The sequence below is a fragment of the Pseudarthrobacter sp. NPDC058329 genome (genome assembly GCF_042879835.1).
Classification (GTDB): domain Bacteria; phylum Actinomycetota; class Actinomycetes; order Actinomycetales; family Micrococcaceae; genus Arthrobacter.
In genome coordinates this window covers 292,604-309,028 of sequence record NZ_JBHVZR010000001.1, presented here as the reverse complement: position 1 = coordinate 309,028, position 16,425 = coordinate 292,604, and the positions used below count along the sequence as shown (strand labels likewise).

The 16,425-nt window shown below is 67.5% G+C and carries 17 protein-coding genes and 1 riboswitch; of the genes, 6 read left to right on the top strand and 11 right to left on the bottom strand.

Translation table 11 applies throughout. The features are described 5' to 3' along the window. Positions 1-6: 6 nt before the first annotated feature. From hemC to hemE, 6 genes are all read right to left on the bottom strand, one after another. On the bottom strand, positions 7-1,005 hold the full coding sequence (gene hemC, locus ACFVYC_RS01535) for a hydroxymethylbilane synthase (protein WP_387545817.1): 999 nt from the start codon (positions 1,003-1,005) through the stop codon (positions 7-9). Continuing rightward, positions 1,002-2,309 (bottom strand): ferrochelatase, encoded by a 1,308-nt coding sequence (locus ACFVYC_RS01530; RefSeq protein ID WP_387545815.1) that lies wholly within the window; start codon positions 2,307-2,309, stop codon positions 1,002-1,004. The genes hemC and ACFVYC_RS01530 overlap by 4 nt, the downstream gene beginning before the upstream one ends. Further along, a complete protein-coding gene (gene hemQ, locus ACFVYC_RS01525; protein ID WP_387545812.1) occupies positions 2,306-3,007 on the bottom strand; it encodes a hydrogen peroxide-dependent heme synthase in 702 nt (233 codons plus the stop codon). The genes ACFVYC_RS01530 and hemQ overlap by 4 nt, the downstream gene beginning before the upstream one ends. A 112-nt stretch (positions 3,008-3,119) precedes the next feature. After that, a complete protein-coding gene (locus tag ACFVYC_RS01520; protein WP_387545809.1) occupies positions 3,120-4,130 on the bottom strand; it encodes a hypothetical protein in 1,011 nt (336 codons plus the stop codon). A 107-nt stretch (positions 4,131-4,237) separates the two neighbouring features. After that, a complete protein-coding gene (gene hemG / locus ACFVYC_RS01515; protein WP_387545808.1) occupies positions 4,238-5,659 on the bottom strand; it encodes a protoporphyrinogen oxidase in 1,422 nt (473 codons plus the stop codon). Between the two features lie 2 nt (positions 5,660-5,661). Further along, positions 5,662-6,756, bottom strand: coding sequence for a uroporphyrinogen decarboxylase (hemE, locus tag ACFVYC_RS01510; RefSeq protein ID WP_387545806.1), 1,095 nt, complete (start codon positions 6,754-6,756; stop codon positions 5,662-5,664). 157 nt (positions 6,757-6,913) lie between these two features. Here hemE and ACFVYC_RS01505 point away from each other — a divergent pair, with 157 nt between their 5' ends. Beyond that, positions 6,914-8,233 (top strand): glutamyl-tRNA reductase, encoded by a 1,320-nt coding sequence (locus ACFVYC_RS01505; protein WP_387545804.1) that lies wholly within the window; start codon positions 6,914-6,916, stop codon positions 8,231-8,233. Positions 8,234-8,315: 82 nt separating this feature from the next. On the opposite strand, the gene moeB is transcribed toward ACFVYC_RS01505, so the two are convergent. Next, positions 8,316-9,515, bottom strand: coding sequence for a molybdopterin-synthase adenylyltransferase MoeB (gene moeB / locus ACFVYC_RS01500; RefSeq protein ID WP_387545801.1), 1,200 nt, complete (start codon positions 9,513-9,515; stop codon positions 8,316-8,318). Between the two features lie 83 nt (positions 9,516-9,598). On the opposite strand from moeB, the gene ACFVYC_RS01495 reads away from it, so the two are divergent. The 3 genes from ACFVYC_RS01495 to ACFVYC_RS01485 are packed head-to-tail and all read left to right on the top strand — an operon-like array spanning position 9,599 to position 10,880. Then, complete coding sequence (locus ACFVYC_RS01495; RefSeq protein WP_387545799.1) at positions 9,599-10,264, top strand: TetR/AcrR family transcriptional regulator; 666 nt, start codon at positions 9,599-9,601, stop codon at positions 10,262-10,264. A gap of 51 nt (positions 10,265-10,315) precedes the next feature. Further along, positions 10,316-10,540 (top strand): DUF3107 domain-containing protein, encoded by a 225-nt coding sequence (locus ACFVYC_RS01490; protein ID WP_387545797.1) that lies wholly within the window; start codon positions 10,316-10,318, stop codon positions 10,538-10,540. A 37-nt stretch (positions 10,541-10,577) separates the two neighbouring features. Next, positions 10,578-10,880, top strand: coding sequence for a hypothetical protein (locus tag ACFVYC_RS01485; RefSeq protein ID WP_387545795.1), 303 nt, complete (start codon positions 10,578-10,580; stop codon positions 10,878-10,880). A 59-nt stretch (positions 10,881-10,939) separates the two neighbouring features. Here ACFVYC_RS01485 and ACFVYC_RS01480 read toward each other — a convergent pair whose 3' ends face one another. The 4 genes from ACFVYC_RS01480 to ACFVYC_RS01465 form a co-directional block, all read right to left on the bottom strand. Next, positions 10,940-11,278: a 4a-hydroxytetrahydrobiopterin dehydratase gene (locus tag ACFVYC_RS01480; RefSeq protein ID WP_387545792.1), complete on the bottom strand. Its 339-nt coding sequence runs from the start codon at positions 11,276-11,278 to the stop codon at positions 10,940-10,942. A 47-nt stretch (positions 11,279-11,325) separates the two neighbouring features. Beyond that, positions 11,326-12,135 carry a thiazole synthase gene (locus tag ACFVYC_RS01475; protein ID WP_387545790.1) on the bottom strand — a complete coding sequence of 270 codons (810 nt, stop codon included), beginning with the start codon at positions 12,133-12,135 and terminating at the stop codon, positions 11,326-11,328. Positions 12,136-12,139: 4 nt separating this feature from the next. Next, positions 12,140-12,376 carry a sulfur carrier protein ThiS gene (gene thiS / locus ACFVYC_RS01470; protein WP_387545788.1) on the bottom strand — a complete coding sequence of 79 codons (237 nt, stop codon included), beginning with the start codon at positions 12,374-12,376 and terminating at the stop codon, positions 12,140-12,142. Continuing rightward, the gene (locus ACFVYC_RS01465) at positions 12,373-13,731 is read right to left on the bottom strand and encodes an FAD-dependent oxidoreductase (RefSeq protein ID WP_387545785.1); all 1,359 of its coding nucleotides are present in this window, start codon (positions 13,729-13,731) and stop codon (positions 12,373-12,375) included. Before ACFVYC_RS01465 ends, thiS begins: the two co-directional genes overlap by 4 nt. Beyond that, positions 13,724-13,842: riboswitch (TPP riboswitch) on the bottom strand. It overlaps the preceding gene by 8 nt. 27 nt (positions 13,843-13,869) lie before the next feature. On the opposite strand from ACFVYC_RS01465, the gene thiE reads away from it, so the two are divergent. Together thiE and ACFVYC_RS01455 are read left to right on the top strand one after the other, a co-directional pair. Next, positions 13,870-14,598: a thiamine phosphate synthase gene (gene thiE, locus ACFVYC_RS01460; protein ID WP_387545783.1), complete on the top strand. Its 729-nt coding sequence runs from the start codon at positions 13,870-13,872 to the stop codon at positions 14,596-14,598. 111 nt (positions 14,599-14,709) lie between these two features. Further along, entirely contained in the window at positions 14,710-16,197 is a 1,488-nt protein-coding gene (locus tag ACFVYC_RS01455; RefSeq protein WP_387545782.1) for an RNB domain-containing ribonuclease, read from the top strand. The last annotated feature ends 228 nt before the right edge of the window (positions 16,198-16,425 follow it).

The window sequence follows — 16,425 nt, the reverse complement described above, 5'->3', positions numbered from 1 at the left end:
GCCGGCTCAGGAAGCCTGCAGGTCAGCGATGTCGGCGGCACCTGCGGCGAGGAGGACTTCGGCGAGTTCAATGCCCAGCAGGGTGGCCCCTACTTCCGTGAGTCCGTCAGTTGCGCGCTTGTCCCGGACCGACGCGGTGCCGTCCACGGCGCAGACCACGGCCTCCAGGTGAAGCATGCTGCCCTTCCGGAAGGCGTAGGCGCCCACGGGTGCTGCACAACCGGCTTCGAGCCGGGCCAGCAGGGCCCGTTCAGCCGTGACCGCGAGCCGGGTGTCCGGATCGTCCAGAGCGGACAGTGCCTGTGCCAGGACTTCCTTCGAACCTTCTGTGGAACCGGGCCTGGGCGGAGCGTCGGCGGTGCGGCACTCAATGGCGAGCGACCCCTGGCCCGCAGCGGGAAGCATAACGTCCGTTTCGAGGAACTCACTGACGGCATCCAGCCTGCCGATGCGTTCCAGGCCGGCCGCCGCGAGAACTACGGCATCAAGGTCGCAGGACTTTCCGGGAACCACCTGCTGCGTGGCGTTGCCGGGCAGACCGGGTACCCTGCCCAGGCGGGTATCCACGTTGCCACGGATATCCACGATGTCAAGATCGGGCCTGGCGGTGCGGAGCTGGGCCGCGCGGCGGGGCGAGCCCGTGCCCACGGTTGCCCCGGAAGGCAGATCGGCAAGCTTGAACCCGTCCCGGGCACACAGGACATCGCGGACGTCCACCCGCTTAGGAGTAGCCGCCAAACTCAGCCCGACTGCCGCGCCGGTGGGCAGGTCCTTGAGGGAGTGGATCGCGACATCGCACTCGTTACGCAGCAGCGCATCGCGCAGGGCGGCGACGAAAACGCCGGTCCCGCCCATCTGGGACAGCGAGCCGGTGAGGACGTCGCCGTCGGTGCGGATGTGGACGAGCTCCACGGGGAAGCCTCCAACGGCGGCGAGCTGGTCGGCGGTCTGCTGCGTCTGGGTCAGTGCCAGCTTGCTGGCGCGGGTTCCGATGCGGACTGTCACTGCTGCGTTGCTCCCCCGGCAACACCGGTCTGGACGGTGCCGGCCTGGCCCGGCGCGGGCCGGCCCGCACCTGCTTCTCCCGGATAGGGATCATGGCCGGTGCCTACGGTGGTGTCCGCGCCGGCGATGGTGGGCTTTTCGCCGCGGAAGTTCGCGCAGCATCCGGGACGGCAGACGTCGTACCAGGGGCCAAGGGCGGTGACGGCCGGGCGGGCGCTGATGTTGTTGGCAACGGTGCGCTCGGAAATCAGCTCCACCAGGCCGTTGACGAACTTGCGGTGCGTGCCGGGGGTTGGGACGCGGGTGGCGGCGAGACCAAGGTTCGCGCAGGTCTCCAGGGCTTCCGTGTCCAGGTCCCACACAACTTCCATGTGGTCGCTGACAAACCCGAGGGGCACAATAACAATGCCCTTGACGCCCTGGCCTGCGAGTTCCTCGATGGCGTCGTTGATATCTGGTTCGAGCCACGGAACGTGCGGGGCGCCGGAGCGGGACTGGTAGACGAGGGACCACGGGGCGGTGAGGCCTGATTCCTCTTCAACGCGTTGGATGACCGCGGCGGCGGCGGCCAGGTGCTGGGCGACGTATGCCGAGCCCTCGTCGAATTCGCGCGGTTCAGCCTCGGAGCGTCCTGCCGCGTCGGCGTCCCGGGTGGGGATGGAGTGGGTGGCGAACAGGATCTGGACCGGGGCGTCGGGAGTGCCCGCAGCGGCAAGCTTTTCCCGGACCTCCGCCAGGCCCGCGGCGGTGCCTTCGATGAAGGGCTCCACGAAGCCGGGGTGATCGAAGTACTGGCGCACTTTGTCCACCTCGAGCCGGCCATCCAGGCCGGTTTCCGTCAGGGCCATGCCGATGTCCTCGCGGTACTGGCGGCAGCTGGAGTAACAGGAGTAGGCACTCGTGGTGACCATCAGGAGGCGGCGATGGCCGGCGTCGTACGCGTCCTGCAGGGTTTGCGGGATGTACGGAGCCCAGTTGCGGTTGCCCCACAGCACGGGAAGGTCGATGCCCCGGGCCGCGAGCTCGGCCTCAAGGGCGGCCTTCAGCTCGCGGTTCTGCCGGTTGATCGGGCTGATGCCGCCGTTGGCGCGGTAGTGGTGCGAAACTTCCTCAAGCCGCTCGTCGGGGATGCCGCGGCCGCGGGTGACGTTGCGGAGGAACGGAATGACGTCCTCCTGCCCTTCCGGCCCGCCGAAGGAAGCGAGGAGAACGGCGTCGTAGTTCTTGGGAGCCATCCGGCCGGCCTCGGTAACAGGGTTCACGGCGGTCACTTCTGCGGGCTCCCGGGCTTCGAGGGGGCTCATGCCAGCACCTCTGCAACTTCTGCCGGGGAGATGCGGCGTCCGGTGTAGAACGGGATCTCTTCCCGCACGTGGTTGCGTGCTTCCGTGGCGCGCAGGTGGCGCATGAGGTCCACGAGGTCCACCAGCTCGGGCGCCTCCAGGCCCAGGATCCATTCCCAGTCGCCCAGCGCGAAGGAAGAGACAGTGTTGGAGATAACCTGCGGAAAGTCGCGGCCCAGCAGGCCGTGGTCGCGAAGCATCTTGCCGCGCTCGGCATCGGGCAGGATGTACCACTCGTAGGAGCGGACGAACGGGTAAACGCACAGCCACTCGGCCGGTGCCACGCCCCGGGAGTATGCGGGCGTGTGGTTCTTGGCAAACTCGGCCTCGCGGTGCACGCCCATGGCGGACCAGACGATCTCGGTTCCGGCAAAGAGGGTGCTGCGGCGGATATCGCGGATGGCCTGCTGGAGGGCTTCCGGCTTGGGCCCGTGGAGCCACACCATTACGTCTGCATCTGCACGCATCGCGGAAACGTCGTAACTGCCGCGGTGCGTCACACCGGCCTGGACGAGCCGTTCCAGCAGGGCTTCGAAGTCCGTCGCAGCATCGGCGCTGCGGATCAGAGCCTCGGAACGTTTGAAGACCGTCCAAAGGGTGAAGAACTGCTCGGCTGATTCTTCGGTTTTAGTGACAGATTCGGCAGAAGTGTGGCTCATGGTTACAAGTTTGCCCCTTAGTACCCGTCAAGTCGAAACCAGCGAGTTCTACAGTTCGTAGAAGTGCTCAACGTCACAGCAGCGCGGGCTTTCCCGCGCTGCCCTGGCTGGCCTAGGGATTCCGCAAGCGGAAGAAGACCAGGCCGGCGGCGCCGGCAACGCCAACCAGACCCGAGCCAAGCCACACCAGGGCACGTTTTGGCTCCGGCTGCGCACTGAGGGATGCGCTGCTGCGCACGGGACTGCCCGGCATGGCGGCAGCGTACGGCGTCCACCCTGCCTGGGCCTGCGGCACGGAGTAGATCGGCACATATCCAGCCTGGCCGCCCGTTGCGGCCGCTACGGGCGCGGAGACGTCCTCTGCTGCGGCATCCGCAGCGGACTGGCCCTTCCCCGTCACGGCGAGATTCCCGGCCACACTGGAATCCGGCGAGGCAGGCTGCGCCGGGGCCGGCCCGCCAGCCGCGGATGTTTCTGCAGCGGGGGCACCCGGGGTGCGGGGCGATTCCGGCACCGATCCCGCGGGCACGGGCGCTGGCGCCGTTCCCGAAGACGCGGGGGCTGAGCCCGCCGGGGCAGGTGCCGCGGTGCGGGAGGCTGCCGGAGCACTGTCCGCCGGAGCACTGTAGGAAGGGCCGTTGGACGCCGGGGCGCTGGATGTGGGGACCGGGGAAGCCGTGGCAGTGGCCGTAGGCTCAGGCGTTGGAGCCGGCTTCTCCGTAGCCCTGATGGCTGGCCGAAGTGCCGATGGAACCGCGGAGGCGGAAGGAGAAGCAGTCGGGCTGGGGGCAGGGGTCGGCCTGGTATCCGCGCCGCCCTGTCCGTTGCCGGAAGGAGCCTTGCCCTTGGCGTTCTTCCCGTCACGGTTTTGCCCGGGCGCGTCCTCGCGTGCCCGAGCCGGCTTGCCCTTCAGCTGGACCACCACCGGCAGGGATTGGGTGTCCACGGCGGGGACTGCCGGTTCTCCGGGGTCGGGCGATCCCTCAGTCGCTTGTGACGCCGGAACGCCTGTGGTTAGAACCAGTACCGCCCCGATGGCCGCGGCTGCTGCGCCGCGTCGGAGTCCCCCTTGGGTACCGGTCCGGGACATGGAAAGCTCGGACCTGTTGTAAACCATAGTCATCGACCCTAACCATGGGGCCAGCCGATGTGGAAACCGGCGAAGCCGCCAACGGCTGCCCCGAAAAGCCGCGTTTTGGCGCTGTTCTCCCGCTGACCAGCGACGACGCCTCAGCCGGCCAGGTTCCGGATTTGCTTCACCGTGTCGGAAACCACTGCGGCGAGTCCGTTGCCGGCCACCCAGCCGCCCACCACGGCCAGTCCGCCAACCTCGTTGCACGCTTCCCGGATTGCCGTCACCTTCGCGCGGTGTCCGACGGCGGCAAAAGGCAGGGAGCCGCGCCATCGGACGACGTCCCACTCCACAACGTCCTGCCGGCTGATGCCCAGCTCCAGCAGGGCCGATGCGTCCTGAAGCGACGCTGCCAGGAGCTCTTCATCAGTGTCGGGTCCGCCGGGCTGGTTGCCGGCGCCGTCAACGCGGCCGTACGAGAGCCGGATGACATGCCGTCCCGGGCCGGCGGCGGCCGCCAGCCAGTCCCACTTGCCGGTGGCATGGGTCAGGGCCTTTGCCTGGACGCCGGGAGTTTGCGGTGCAACGAGGATGCCGGTGCCGCGGGGACGGCGGTCCAGGTCAGGTTTGTCCAGGACCAGGGTCACGAGCTGCACGTCAGGCCCGGAACCGGGCTGCTTCCCCGCAATTGCCGGGACTGATCCTTCCAGCAGCCCGACGGCGGCCGGCCCGTCCACTGCCACTGCCAGCAGGCCGGCGTCGAACGTCTCCCCTGCCGCATCAACGCGCCACCCCTCGGCTGTCCGCGCCACGGACGTTGCGCGAGTGCCTGTGCGGAGCGTGGCGCCCCGGCCGCGGAGGTCGCTGACCAAGGCGCTGACCAGGGTGTGCATGCCGCCTTCGAGGCCCGCGACGGCAGAGCCCGCCTTGGCCGGTCCGCTGCTGTTGCACCGCTGGGCTGCCACAGCGGCGGCCAGGGAACCATGCTGCCGGAGTCCGGCGCGGAGCCCGGGGGCCACCATGTCGACGTCGAGGAGTCCGGGGTCGGCGGAGTGGACGCCTCCCACAACGGGTTCCACCAGCCGTTCCAGGACCCGCCGCCCCATGCGTGCCCTGACGAGCGCGGACACACTGACAACGTCCGCTGCCGTCCCGACGGACGCCGGCAGGATTCTGTCGAGGGAAGCGCGCAGCGAGCCAAGCAGGCCCAGGGACCGGCGGACTTCGGGATCCCAGGGGCTGGCTGGAATCCCCAGGACACCTGTCTTGGGAAGTTCGCGCGCCCCGTCCGGGAGCTGGACCCAGGCGCCGCCGGGCCGGGGCGCAACAATTTTGTCCGCAAGGCCCAGTTCCCCGGCAAGGCCGGCGACGGCGTCGGACCGGGTAGCGAAGGACTCGGCTCCGCTGTCCAGGGTGAGGCCTGCCACAACATGGCTGCCCACGCAGCCGCCCCACTCCCTGCCGGCCTCGAGGACCGTGACGCTGTGCCCTGCAGCAGCCAGCTCGCGGGCGGAAAGGAGACCTGAGATTCCCCCGCCCAGCACCAGCGCGGTTCGGGCACCAGCCGGGTGAGTCGCCACGGTTACTCCGGCGAGATGGAGTGGATGAGCTCTACAACCCGGGTAAGGACGGCAGGGTCGGTCTCGGGAGGAACGCCATGGCCGAGGTTGAGGACGTGGCCGGGTGCGGCTGCTCCGGCAGCAATAACGGAACGGACGTGGGCTTCGAGGACTTCCCAGGGGGCTGAGAGGAGGGCCGGGTCGATGTTGCCCTGCAGCGGGACAGATCCACCCAGCCTGCGGTTGGCCTCATCAAGCGGCAGCCTGTAGTCAACGCCCACCACGTCCACACCCACGTCCCGCATGGCCACCAGGAGCTCGGAGGTGCCGGTGCCGAAGTGGATGAGCGGCGCCCCCAGGTGCCGCACGTGGTCCAGGGCGCGCGTGGATGCCGGAGCCACGAATTTGGTGTAATCGGCCAGTCCCAGCGAACCTGCCCATGAGTCGAACAGCTGCCCCGCGGAGGCGCCGGCCTCCAACTGGGCCTGCAGGAACATGCCGGACGCGTCGGCAGCCCAGCTGGCGAGGGCGCTCCACGTGTCCGGGTCTGCGTGCATCATGGTGCGGGGCCCGAGGTGGTCGCGTGACGGCTTTCCCTCCACCATGTAGGCCGCAAGGGTAAAGGGAGCACCGGCAAAACCAATCAGCGGGGTGTTCCCGAGTTCGGCCACCGTGAGGCGGACCGCTTCGCGGATGGGTTCAAGCGCCTCCCAGGTCAGCCGCGGCAGCGCAGCAACGTCGGCGGCGGTACGCACGGGTTTGTCCAGGACCGGCCCCACTCCGGGCACGATGTCCACGCCGACGCCTGCCAGCTTTAAGGGGATCACGATGTCGGAGAAGAAGATGCCTGCGTCCACGTCGTGGCGGCGGACCGGCTGAAGCGTGATTTCCGAGGCAAGCTCGGGCCGCAGGCAGGAGTCCAGCATGGCGATGCCTTCCCGGACCTTAAGGTACTCAGGCAGGGAGCGCCCGGCCTGCCGCATGAACCAGACGGGGCGGCGGGAAGGCCTTCCGCCCCGGTAGGCCGTGATCAACGGCGAGTCTGCGGTGCGCCCATCCACCAGTGGATGGTCTGCAGCAAGGGCGCCGGCAGCGGACGTGGCAGGGCTGGAAGTCATGCCTCGATTGTGCCCAAAAACAGCTGCAAAAGATAACGACAGACTGTCACGGTAAGGGCCGCCGCCCTCGCCGTGGCAGGAATCACAGCCCCGGCCGCGCGCTTCCGCGCCGGACAGATGTTCTACCGAGGAACGAAAAAGCTATGATTGACCTGCTGTGGTTCTTTTCTCATTGGTGGCTACACACGCCGACATCGATCTTGAGACCGTTGCTCAGTTGAGCAACGGTGCTTCCGGGATCGCCACATCCGCTCTCTCCGGATCGCCGGCAGTGACGGGTGCGGTGGTCCTTGCCACCTGCAACCGCTACGAAATTTACGGGGAAGCCCCACAGCCGGATGATGTTGAAGCCGCCCGCGCGGCCCTCGTAGCCCAGATCAGCGAAGTGAGCGGGCTGAGCGAACCGCTCGTTTCCCGCTCCTTCAGTACCCGCACCGGCCCCGAAGTCAGCCAGCACCTCTTCGCCGTGAGCGCCGGGCTGGACTCAGCAGTGGTTGGAGAGCGTGAAATCGCGGGCCAGGTACGCCGGGCACTCATCACCGCACAGCACGAAGGAACCGCCAGCTCCGGGCTTGTCCGGCTGTTCCAGGCCGCCTCCAAGACGGCCAAGGACGTCGGCGCCCAGACCGCCCTCGGATCAAGGGGGCTCTCGATCGTCTCCGTAGCCCTGGATCTGGCCACTGACCTTTCCGAGAACCCGGACTGGTCAGCCAAGAAAGTGGTGGTCTTCGGAACCGGAGCCTATGCCGGTGCCACGATGGCGCTGCTGCGTGAGCGCGGCTGCACCGACGTCTCCGTCTTCTCCTCTTCCGGCCGTGCCGAAGGCTTCGTGGCCACCCGCGGCGGTACCGCCCTGGACGCCGAATCGCTCCGCCCCGCCGTCGCCGCCGCTGATGTGATGATCGGCTGCAGTGGTTCGGACACCCGGGTGGAAGCCGACGAACTGGCCCAGGTGCGGGCACATTCGCCGCAGCCGCTGATTGCCATCGACCTTGCCCTGACGCATGATTTCGACCCCGGCGTGGGAGAGCTTGACGGAGTTGAGCTGCTGACCCTGGAGTCCGTCCGCCTCGCTGCCCCCCAGGAACAGGCTGAATCACTGACCCAGGCAAGCGGCATCGTCAGCGGCGCCGCCAAGGCGTTCGAGCAGGAACGGGAGGCCCGTTCCGTGGATTCCGCGATCGTTGCACTGCGGCGGCACACCATGAACGTCCTGGACGCGGAGATGGAAAAGGTCCGCGCACGGCACGGCTGCACCGCCGCGGCCGAGGAAGTGGAGTTCGCACTCCGGCGCATGGTCAAACAGCTGCTTCATGTCCCCACCGTGCGGGCCCGCGAACTCGCCGCCAATGGCCAGCAGGACGAGTATGTGGCGGCCCTGGAGGCCCTCTACGGCATCACCGTGGAGCAGCCGGCCTCCCGCGCCGTACCGCAGGCCGAATGCCCGGTGGACCACAGCGGCCTCGAAAGCGCCTGACCAGTCCCCCTCCCCACTTTGCCCTATCACTTTTGGTCCCTAAAACCTCCGTTTGAGGACCAAAAGTGATAGCTCAACGGCCTTAGTAAACGGGTTTGTTGGGCTCCACCTCGCGCACCCAGGCGAGGATCCCGCCGTCGAGATGGCTGACCCGCTGATAGCCGGCCTTCTGCGCCGCGGCCAGCACGTTTGCGGACCTGGTCCCGGCCTTGCAGAGGAACACAATGTCCCGGTCCTGCGGAAGCTCCTGCCACGCCTCGCCGGCAAGGATCCTTCCCTGCGGGATCAGCACCGCACCATCGATTCGGACGATGTCGTATTCACCGGACTCCCGCACATCCACCAGTTCGAAGTCCTTCAGGCCGGCATTCCGGGACGCGAGCATGGTGGCCAACTGGGTGGCGGTCACAGTGTGCTCGGTGTCCGCCTGCGCCGCCGGAGTAATGCCGCAGAAGGCTTCGTAGTCCGTAAGCTCCGTGATGGGCCCGGCTGCCGGATCCTTGGAGACACGGATTTCCCGCCAGCTTCCCCCGAGGGCGTCGAACAGGGCCACACGGCCCAGCAGTGAGCGTCCGACGCCGGTGATCAGCTTCACTGCTTCCGTGACCATCAGCGATCCCACGGCAGCGCAGAGCATGCCAAAGACGCCGCCCTCGCCACACGAGGGCACGGAACCGGCGGGCGGCGCTTCAGGGTAGAGGTCCCGGTAGGTGGGCCCATGCTTTTCCCAGAAGACGCTCACCTGCCCGTCAAAACGGAAAATGGAGCCCCACACGTAGGGTTTGCCCAGGATGGCGGCGGCGTCGTTGACAAGATAGCGGGTGGCGAAGTTGTCGGCGCCGTCCAGGATGAGGTCGTATTCCGCGAACAGCTCCAGGGCGTTGGAGGCATCCAGCCGGAAGTTGTGCAGCCGGACGTCCACCAGCGGGTTGAGCGCTGCAACAGCGTCCCGCGCTGACTCGATCTTCGGCCGTCCGACGTCGGCCACGCCATGCATGACCTGGCGCTGCAGGTTGCTGAGGTCAACGGCGTCGTCGTCGATGATTCCGATCGTTCCCACCCCCGCGGCAGCAAGGTAGAGCAGCGCCGGTGAACCCAGCCCGCCGGCGCCGATCACCAGGACTCTTGCGTTCTTGAGCCGCCGCTGACCGAGCGCGCCGATCTCCGGAATGATGAGGTGTCGCGAGTAGCGCTCCACCTCATCGGGAGTGAGCTCACCTGCCGGTTCAACCAGCGGATCCAGTGAAACAGTCGAAACATTTGCGGTGAATGTCGAAGCCATACTTCAATGTATGCCCGGGGATACCGCCGGGTCATATTACCCCGAAGTAGAGTGGGGGTAACTGCAAGGGAAAGAAGGACAACTTGGTCCATGAAGCACGGGCTGACCGCCCGTCCGCAGCCGAACCGCAAACCGCTTCGCGCCCCGCCGGGCAACGGTCCGCCCGGCTTCCCCGGGACGAGCGGCGCGCACAGCTCCTTTCCGCAGCGCAGGAAGTTTTCGTAGCCAACGGGTATCACGGCGCAGCCATGGACGAAATCGCCGAGACGGCACACGTCAGCAAACCTGTCCTCTACCAGCACTTCCCCTCGAAGCGGGAACTGTACCTGGCCCTGCTGGAGAGCCACCTGGCATCCCTCACGGACCTGATGCTGGGGGCACTGAACTCCACCACGGACAATGACGAACGTGTGCAGGCCGTGATGCGGGCCTATTTCCAGTTCATCGCCAACGATGACCAGGCCCACCGGCTGGTGTTCGAATCGGACCTCATCAACGATCCGGATGTCAGTTCGCGGCTGGAAACCTTCAACCGGACGTTCGCCGATGCCATTGCCCACGTCATCGCCGAGGACACCAAGCTTCCCCACCTGGAGGCCGAACTGCTGGGCCGCGGGCTTGCCGGGATGGCGCAGGTCAGTGCCCGGTACTGGCTCGAAACCGACGGGAATCTGGACATCAATGTGGCCAGCGACCTCATCTACCGTTTAGCTTGGCGCGGAATCTCTCGCTTCCCCAAAGAGTCCTAGACTACAAATAAGACATAACCCGAGAAACGTGAACCGGCTGGGAGGCCCCCTGTGGAAATTAAGATCGGCGTGCAGAATGTTGGCCGCGAAATTGTGCTGGAATCTGTCCAGGACGCGGACTCCGTAGCCAAGGTAGTTCAGGAAGCCATCACCAGCGGCAACGAACTGCGGCTCAAGGATGACAAGGGGCGCCTGATCATTGTTCCCGGCACGGCTCTCGCCTACGTCGAGATCGGAGCCGAAGAAGTCCGCCGCGTAGGTTTCGGCCAGTTCTAGCCGTACGCCCCTCAGGGCGGGTATTCCAAGGAGAGCCATGCTTTCGCTGACCATTGTGGTGCTGGTGACGGCCGCCGCTGGTTTCATTGTCTGGGCCAACGACAAGCGGCACACGAAATACGGAGTAGTCCTGCCCGCCGCCGTGAGCGTCGGTGTGGGAGCGCTCAGCTGGATCATCCTGATGGCCGCCGGCTTTGGCTACCGGCCGGGAACGACGTGGTTGCCTTGGGTCCTTCCCATGGTTCTGGGCGCGGCAGCAGCAGTTGCCGTGGCCCTCTTCCTGGGCCGCGTAAGGGCCAGGCATGACCTGGAACGGCTTACCGAGGCCCTCAGGCTCTAATCTGATTTCGGGCCGCCCACCACCGTGACCACTGCCCCCGGGGCAGTGGTCACGGGCGGTTAAGAACCCGCTGGGTGTTTGGCCGGCTCGGCAATTGCCCGGAGCGCGGCAGCAGCTTCACGAACCGCCTCGGCGGCGCCCACGTCGCGGGCTGTCACCTCTCCCCCGGCGTCATGGGAGGTATAGCGCAAATACACCCGGTTGTAGCGCCAGTCCAGGTCCGGGTGGTGGTTTTGCTCCTCGGCGAGGCGCCCGACGGCGGCAATCAGCTCAAGTGCGGCAGCCGCCGTCGGCAGCTTGTAGACCGTCACCAGCGCACCCCCGCGGTACAGCCAGTCGGGCAGGACGGCCAGGGCGTCCTCGAGCCGCTCGGGAGAAAGAACATCCTTGCCGGCCATAGCTGCTCCTCGCCTGGGAACTGGCGTCCGCGGCCGCCGGGGGCGGGCTACAGGAACTCGACCCGGCCCTCCATGGCCGACGATGCCAGTGCATGTTCGCGGCGCGGTATCCTGCCGGCCGCTTTTGCCAGCCTACCGGCGATCACCGCGTGTTTGAAGGCCTCCCCCATCAGGGCAGGATTCTGGGCGCGCGTTACCGCTGTGGCCAGCAGCACGGCGTCGCAGCCCAGTTCCATGGCCAACGCAGCGTCGGAGGCAGTGCCGATGCCGGCGTCCAGGACCACCGGCACTGAGGCGCGGGACACAATCAGTTCAATGTTGTGCGGGTTCAGGATGCCCAGTCCGGTACCGATCGGCGCCCCGAGCGGCATCACTGCGGTGGCCCCGAGGTTCTCGAGCCGCAGCGCCAGGACAGGGTCATCGTTGGTGTACGCAAAAACCTTGAAACCCCGGTTGACGAGTTGTTCCGTGGCGTCCACCAGTTCGACGGCGTCCGGCAGCAGGGTGTGCTCGTCAGCAATGACTTCCAGCTTCACCCAGTCGGTCTCCAGCGCCTCACGCGCGAGTTCTGCGGTCAGCACGGCGTCCCGCGCGGTGAAGCAGCCTGCCGTGTTGGGCAGCACGCGGATGCCGTGGTCCACCAGCAGCTGGAAGAGCGAGCCCGTCTCCGCGTTGGAATACCGCCGCATTGCCACCGTGGTCAGTCCCGTCCCGGAGGCGAGGAGGGCCGCGCCCAGGCCGTCCAGGCTGGGCGCGCCGCCAGTGCCCATAATGAGCCGCGAGGCAAGTGCGACGCCGTCAATCACCAGCGGGTCGTCGTGGCCTGCCAGGTTTGGGGTGGTGATGGTTTCGGTCATGGTGTCAGCCTCCCTGTACTGCCGTAACGAGCTCAACGTCGTCGCCGTCCGCGAGCGCGGTGGCAAACCACTGGCTTCGCGGCACCACCTGGGAATTGTGCGCCACGGCAACGCCAAGCTTCCGGCCGTCGCTGGCCTGGCCGCTGGCCGCGAGCGGGCGCCCGGTGACCTGGCTGACGAGCACTGTGATGGAGGCCCCCTCGGGCACAAGGTGCGGGGTTCCGTTCAAGGTGATGTTCATGCTGTTTCCTTCGTGGGCGGTGTGTGGCTAAGGCGGGCAGTGGTCAGGCGGGCACCCGGACTGGTTGAAAAGCGGTCCGGGTTGAACGCGGCCCAGCGGGCGTCCATTTGCCCGTCCAGGAGTTCCCGGCAGACGGCGGCGGCGGCAGGCGCCAGCAGGACTCCGTGGCGAAAGAACCCGCTGGCGATGATGAGCCCGGCTATGTATCCGGAGTCCCGGGCGCCCTTCCCGCCAGCGGCGGGAACCCGCCCGAGCAGCGGCGCGTTGTCCGGAGTTCCGGGCCGGGCTCGGGCAGTGGCCTCCAGCAGTTCGAGTTCGGCCACGGCGGGAACCAGCACCTGCGCGTCGCGGAGGAGCTGGTACACGCCCCCGGCAGACACGGCATCCGTGGCCGACGGCGCGTCCTCACGCTGGGTTGCCCCGATCACCACAGTGCCGTCCCGGCGCGGCACGATATACACCGGTACGCCGCGCACCAGCCCGCGGACGGTGGACGTGACCAGCGGCTGCAGATGCCGGGGCACGGCGAGCCGCAGGATGTCCCCGTAAACGGGCCGCAACGGCAGGCGCAAATCAGCGGGCAATGCTTCCAGCGCTCCTGCGTGGAGCCCGTTCGCCACTACAGTTTCGGCGGCCAGCACCGTTCCGCCGCCCGCGAGGCGAACTCCGGCCACCGCTCCGTCCTGCCAAACCAGCCCGGCTGCCCTGGCCAGGACCGCATAGCCGTCGACGGCGCCGGCTGCTGCAGTGCCCTGCCCTCCGGCTCCGTTATTGTTCCCGCCTTTGTCCGCCGCGCCGTCGCCGGCCAATGCGGTCTGCAGGCAGGCGACCAGCAGCCTCGGGTCCACCTGGTGGTCGGCCGGTGTGTCCAGCGCGCACGCGATCCCCGGGCTGAGCAGGGGCTCGCGTTTTCGTGCGTCGCGGACCGTGAGCGGCTCAACGGCCAGGCCGTTTGCCTGCTGGACGGCGCGCAGGTCCATCAGTGCCCGGCGGTCGGCGGCGTCGGCACCCACGGCGAGGGTCGGCGTCGTGATGTATCCCGGGTCTGCCCCTGACGCTGCCGTGAGTCCGGCGGCGAAGGCCGGCCAGCGGGCGGAGGCGTCCAGCATGAAGTCCAGGAGATCCTGCTCCTGGTAATGCAGCTCGCTCACCGGAGCCAACATCCCGGCGGCAGCCCAGCTGGCGCCGGAGCCCGGGGCGTCGTCGATGACCACCACGGTGCGGCCGGAGCGCTTCGCCTCCCAGGCGATGCTGTGGCCGATAACTCCGCCGCCGATGACTGCCACGTCGGCCTCGATGATGCTGTCCGCACGCCTGCGCGGGCTGCCCGGAGGGCTGTCCCATGATGCACTCATGTGTCTCCTTCCCTACGCCGGCATTAACCGGATCAGGTCAAGCGGTCGGCTCTGACGCCCTCTCAGCCCGGCGCTTTGTGACAGCTGCCGCGGGCTCCCGCAGTACGAGGCAAGTGTAGAGGAACTAGGCTTTTCCCCATGAATGTGTCCAGAACCCCTGCCGCCGGCACCGAAGTCCTCAGCAGCGCCAAGGTCAGCAACGGCCTCAGCGCCGCCCGCCTTTACCTTTGCACCGATGCCCGCAAGGACCGCGGCGGCTTCGCGGAGTTCGTTGATGCGGCGTTCGCCGGCGGGGTGGACATCATCCAGCTTCGGGATAAGACCATCGAGGCAGCCGAAGAGCTGGAACTCCTGGCGGTCCTCAAGGAGGCGGCAGAGCGGCACGGCCGGCTGTGGGCCGTCAACGACCGGGCGGACATCGCCGTCCTGTCCGGCGCGCCGGTCTTCCACATCGGCCAAAAGGACCTGCCCCTGGACGCTGCGCGCACGCTGCTCAACGGCAACGCGGCCATCGGCCTGTCCAGCCATGCACCGGAACAGGTGGACTCCGCCCTGGCTGCGGCGGCCGGCCCCGCCGGGCTGGACTACTTCTGCGTGGGCCCGGTGTGGGCCACACCCACCAAGCCCGGGCGGGCGGCCGTGGGACTTGACCTGGTGAGGTACGCCGCCGAAGCTGCGCGGCAGGAAGGACCGTCCGACGACGGCGTTCCCTGGTTCGCAATCGGCGGCATCGACCACCGCAACGTGGAACAAGTGGTGGACGCAGGCGCACGCAGGATTGTGGTGGTCCGCGCCATTACGGAGGCCAGCGATCCCGCAGCCGCCGCAGCCTCGCTGCTCGCTGCCCTGGACGCACCCAACTCCTGACGTTGCACCTCCGGGGGGCTGGACGGCGGGCTGTGGCGCCCAGGGCCTGGCAGGACGGCACTCCGGGCCGATGCCTGCACTATGGCGGGAATTCGGGCTAGGCTGATTTTCGTGTCACACCATCGGCTGGCTCCCAACGTCCATGAGCACAACAACGCGCTCGAGGCTGCCCTGGGTGCCCTGCGGACCGAGCTTGAGCTGCCCGGCGCCTACCCTGAGGAGGCGGTGGCTGACGCGAAAGCTGCAGTTGAATCCCTGCAGCTCCCTGACCACGACCTCACCGGCGTCGAATTCATCACCATCGATCCGGCATCATCCACGGACCTGGACCAGGCCCTGTTCATAGAGCCCGACGGCGACGGGTACCACGTGCTGTACGCCATTGCCGATGTCCCTGCCTTTGTGACCCCCGGCGGGCCACTGGACGCGGAAACCCGCCGCCGGGGCCAGACCTTCTATGCGCCCGACGGGCGCATCCCGCTGCATCCGGAAGTCATCAGCGAGCAGGCCGGCAGCCTCCTCCCCGGCCAGGACTGCTCTGCGTTCGTGTGGGACTTCCGCCTGGACAGCGCCGCCGAGGTGAAGTCCGCAGCAGTGCAGCGTGCCCGGATGCGCAGCCGCGCGAAGCTCAGCTATAAGGGTGTGCAGGCCGAGCTGGACGCCGGCACTGCCTCACCGGTGCTGCAGCTCCTCAAAGAGGTGGGCCTCAAGCGTGTGGAGCTGGAACGTGCCCGCGGCGGCGCCAGCCTGAACATGCCGGAACAGGAGATTGTCCAGCTTCCCGACGGCGGCTACCGGATTTCCGCCGCTCCCCAGCTTCCCGTGGAGGACTGGAATGCCCAGATATCCCTGATGACAGGGATGGCGGCGGCCGGGCTCATGCTGGCGGGGAAGGTGGGAATCCTGCGCACCATGCCGTCCCCGGACGACCGCTCGCTGAACCACTTCCGGCTGCAGACCGAAGCCCTTGGCAAGCCCTGGGACGGTGAAGTCAGCTACGGCGAATACCTGCGCAGCCTGGACCCCACCGAACCCCGGCAGCTGGCCATCATGCACTCGGCCGGCACGCTGTTCCGGGGGGCCGCCTACACCGCCTTTGACGGCTCCGTCCCCGAGGACGCTCACCAGTCGGCCATCGGCGCCGCCTACGCGCACACCACCGCCCCGCTGCGCCGCCTGGTGGACCGCTTTGTGCTGGTGATCTGCGAGGCCCTGAGCAACGGCGGCGAAGTGCCGGCGTGGGCGCGGAAGGCTCTTCCGTCGCTGCCGGAGATCATGGCCGGGTCCGACCAGCTGGCGTCGCGGATGGAGCGCATGGCCCTGGACACCGTGGAGGCGGCACTGCTGGTCAACCACATCGGGCAGGAATTCGAGGCGATCGTGATCTCCGGGTCCAAACCACAAAAAGAGAACGGCAAAAACGGCAACGGGAACGGGAAGAACGGCAACGGCAATGGCGGTTCGGGCATTATCCAGATCGCCGACCCCGCTGTCACCGCGCGATGCGCCGGTGAACTGGAGTCCGGAACCAAAGTCCGGGTCCGCCTGGTTTCCTCGGATATCGCAACGCGGGAAGTCCATTTCGAGCTCGTGGAGTAGCGGTGCCGCAGAGCCGCCGGGCCGCGAAGCCGGGATTTGCGCTGCCTGCGGCTAGACTGAAGAAGTAGAAATGGATGCCCGGTCGTTGATTTCCTTGATTTGAAACCAACAAGCCCGCCCCTACGCGATCTTGATATACACCCGCTGGTCACCAGTGCCAGCATTTAGATAGCCCGCGATCGGCTTCCACTGGAATTGCGTGCGCGCTTCGAGCGTGCTCCGGAACAG

Coding starts and splice junctions, on each gene's coding strand:
- ACFVYC_RS01530 (WP_387545815.1), bottom strand. CDS start 2,309: ATGAGCCCCCTCGAAGCCCGGGAGCCCGCAGAAGTGACCGCCGTGAAC.
- hemQ (WP_387545812.1), bottom strand. CDS start 3,007: ATGAGCCACACTTCTGCCGAATCTGTCACTAAAACCGAAGAATCAGCC.
- ACFVYC_RS01520 (WP_387545809.1), bottom strand. CDS start 4,130: ATGACTATGGTTTACAACAGGTCCGAGCTTTCCATGTCCCGGACCGGT.
- hemE (WP_387545806.1), bottom strand. CDS start 6,756: ATGACTTCCAGCCCTGCCACGTCCGCTGCCGGCGCCCTTGCTGCAGAC.
- moeB (WP_387545801.1), bottom strand. CDS start 9,515: ATGGCTTCGACATTCACCGCAAATGTTTCGACTGTTTCACTGGATCCG.
- ACFVYC_RS01485 (WP_387545795.1), top strand. CDS start 10,578: ATGCTTTCGCTGACCATTGTGGTGCTGGTGACGGCCGCCGCTGGTTTC.
- ACFVYC_RS01480 (WP_387545792.1), bottom strand. CDS start 11,278: ATGGCCGGCAAGGATGTTCTTTCTCCCGAGCGGCTCGAGGACGCCCTG.
- ACFVYC_RS01475 (WP_387545790.1), bottom strand. CDS start 12,135: ATGACCGAAACCATCACCACCCCAAACCTGGCAGGCCACGACGACCCG.
- thiS (WP_387545788.1), bottom strand. CDS start 12,376: ATGAACATCACCTTGAACGGAACCCCGCACCTTGTGCCCGAGGGGGCC.
- ACFVYC_RS01465 (WP_387545785.1), bottom strand. CDS start 13,731: ATGAGTGCATCATGGGACAGCCCTCCGGGCAGCCCGCGCAGGCGTGCG.
- thiE (WP_387545783.1), top strand. CDS start 13,870: ATGAATGTGTCCAGAACCCCTGCCGCCGGCACCGAAGTCCTCAGCAGC.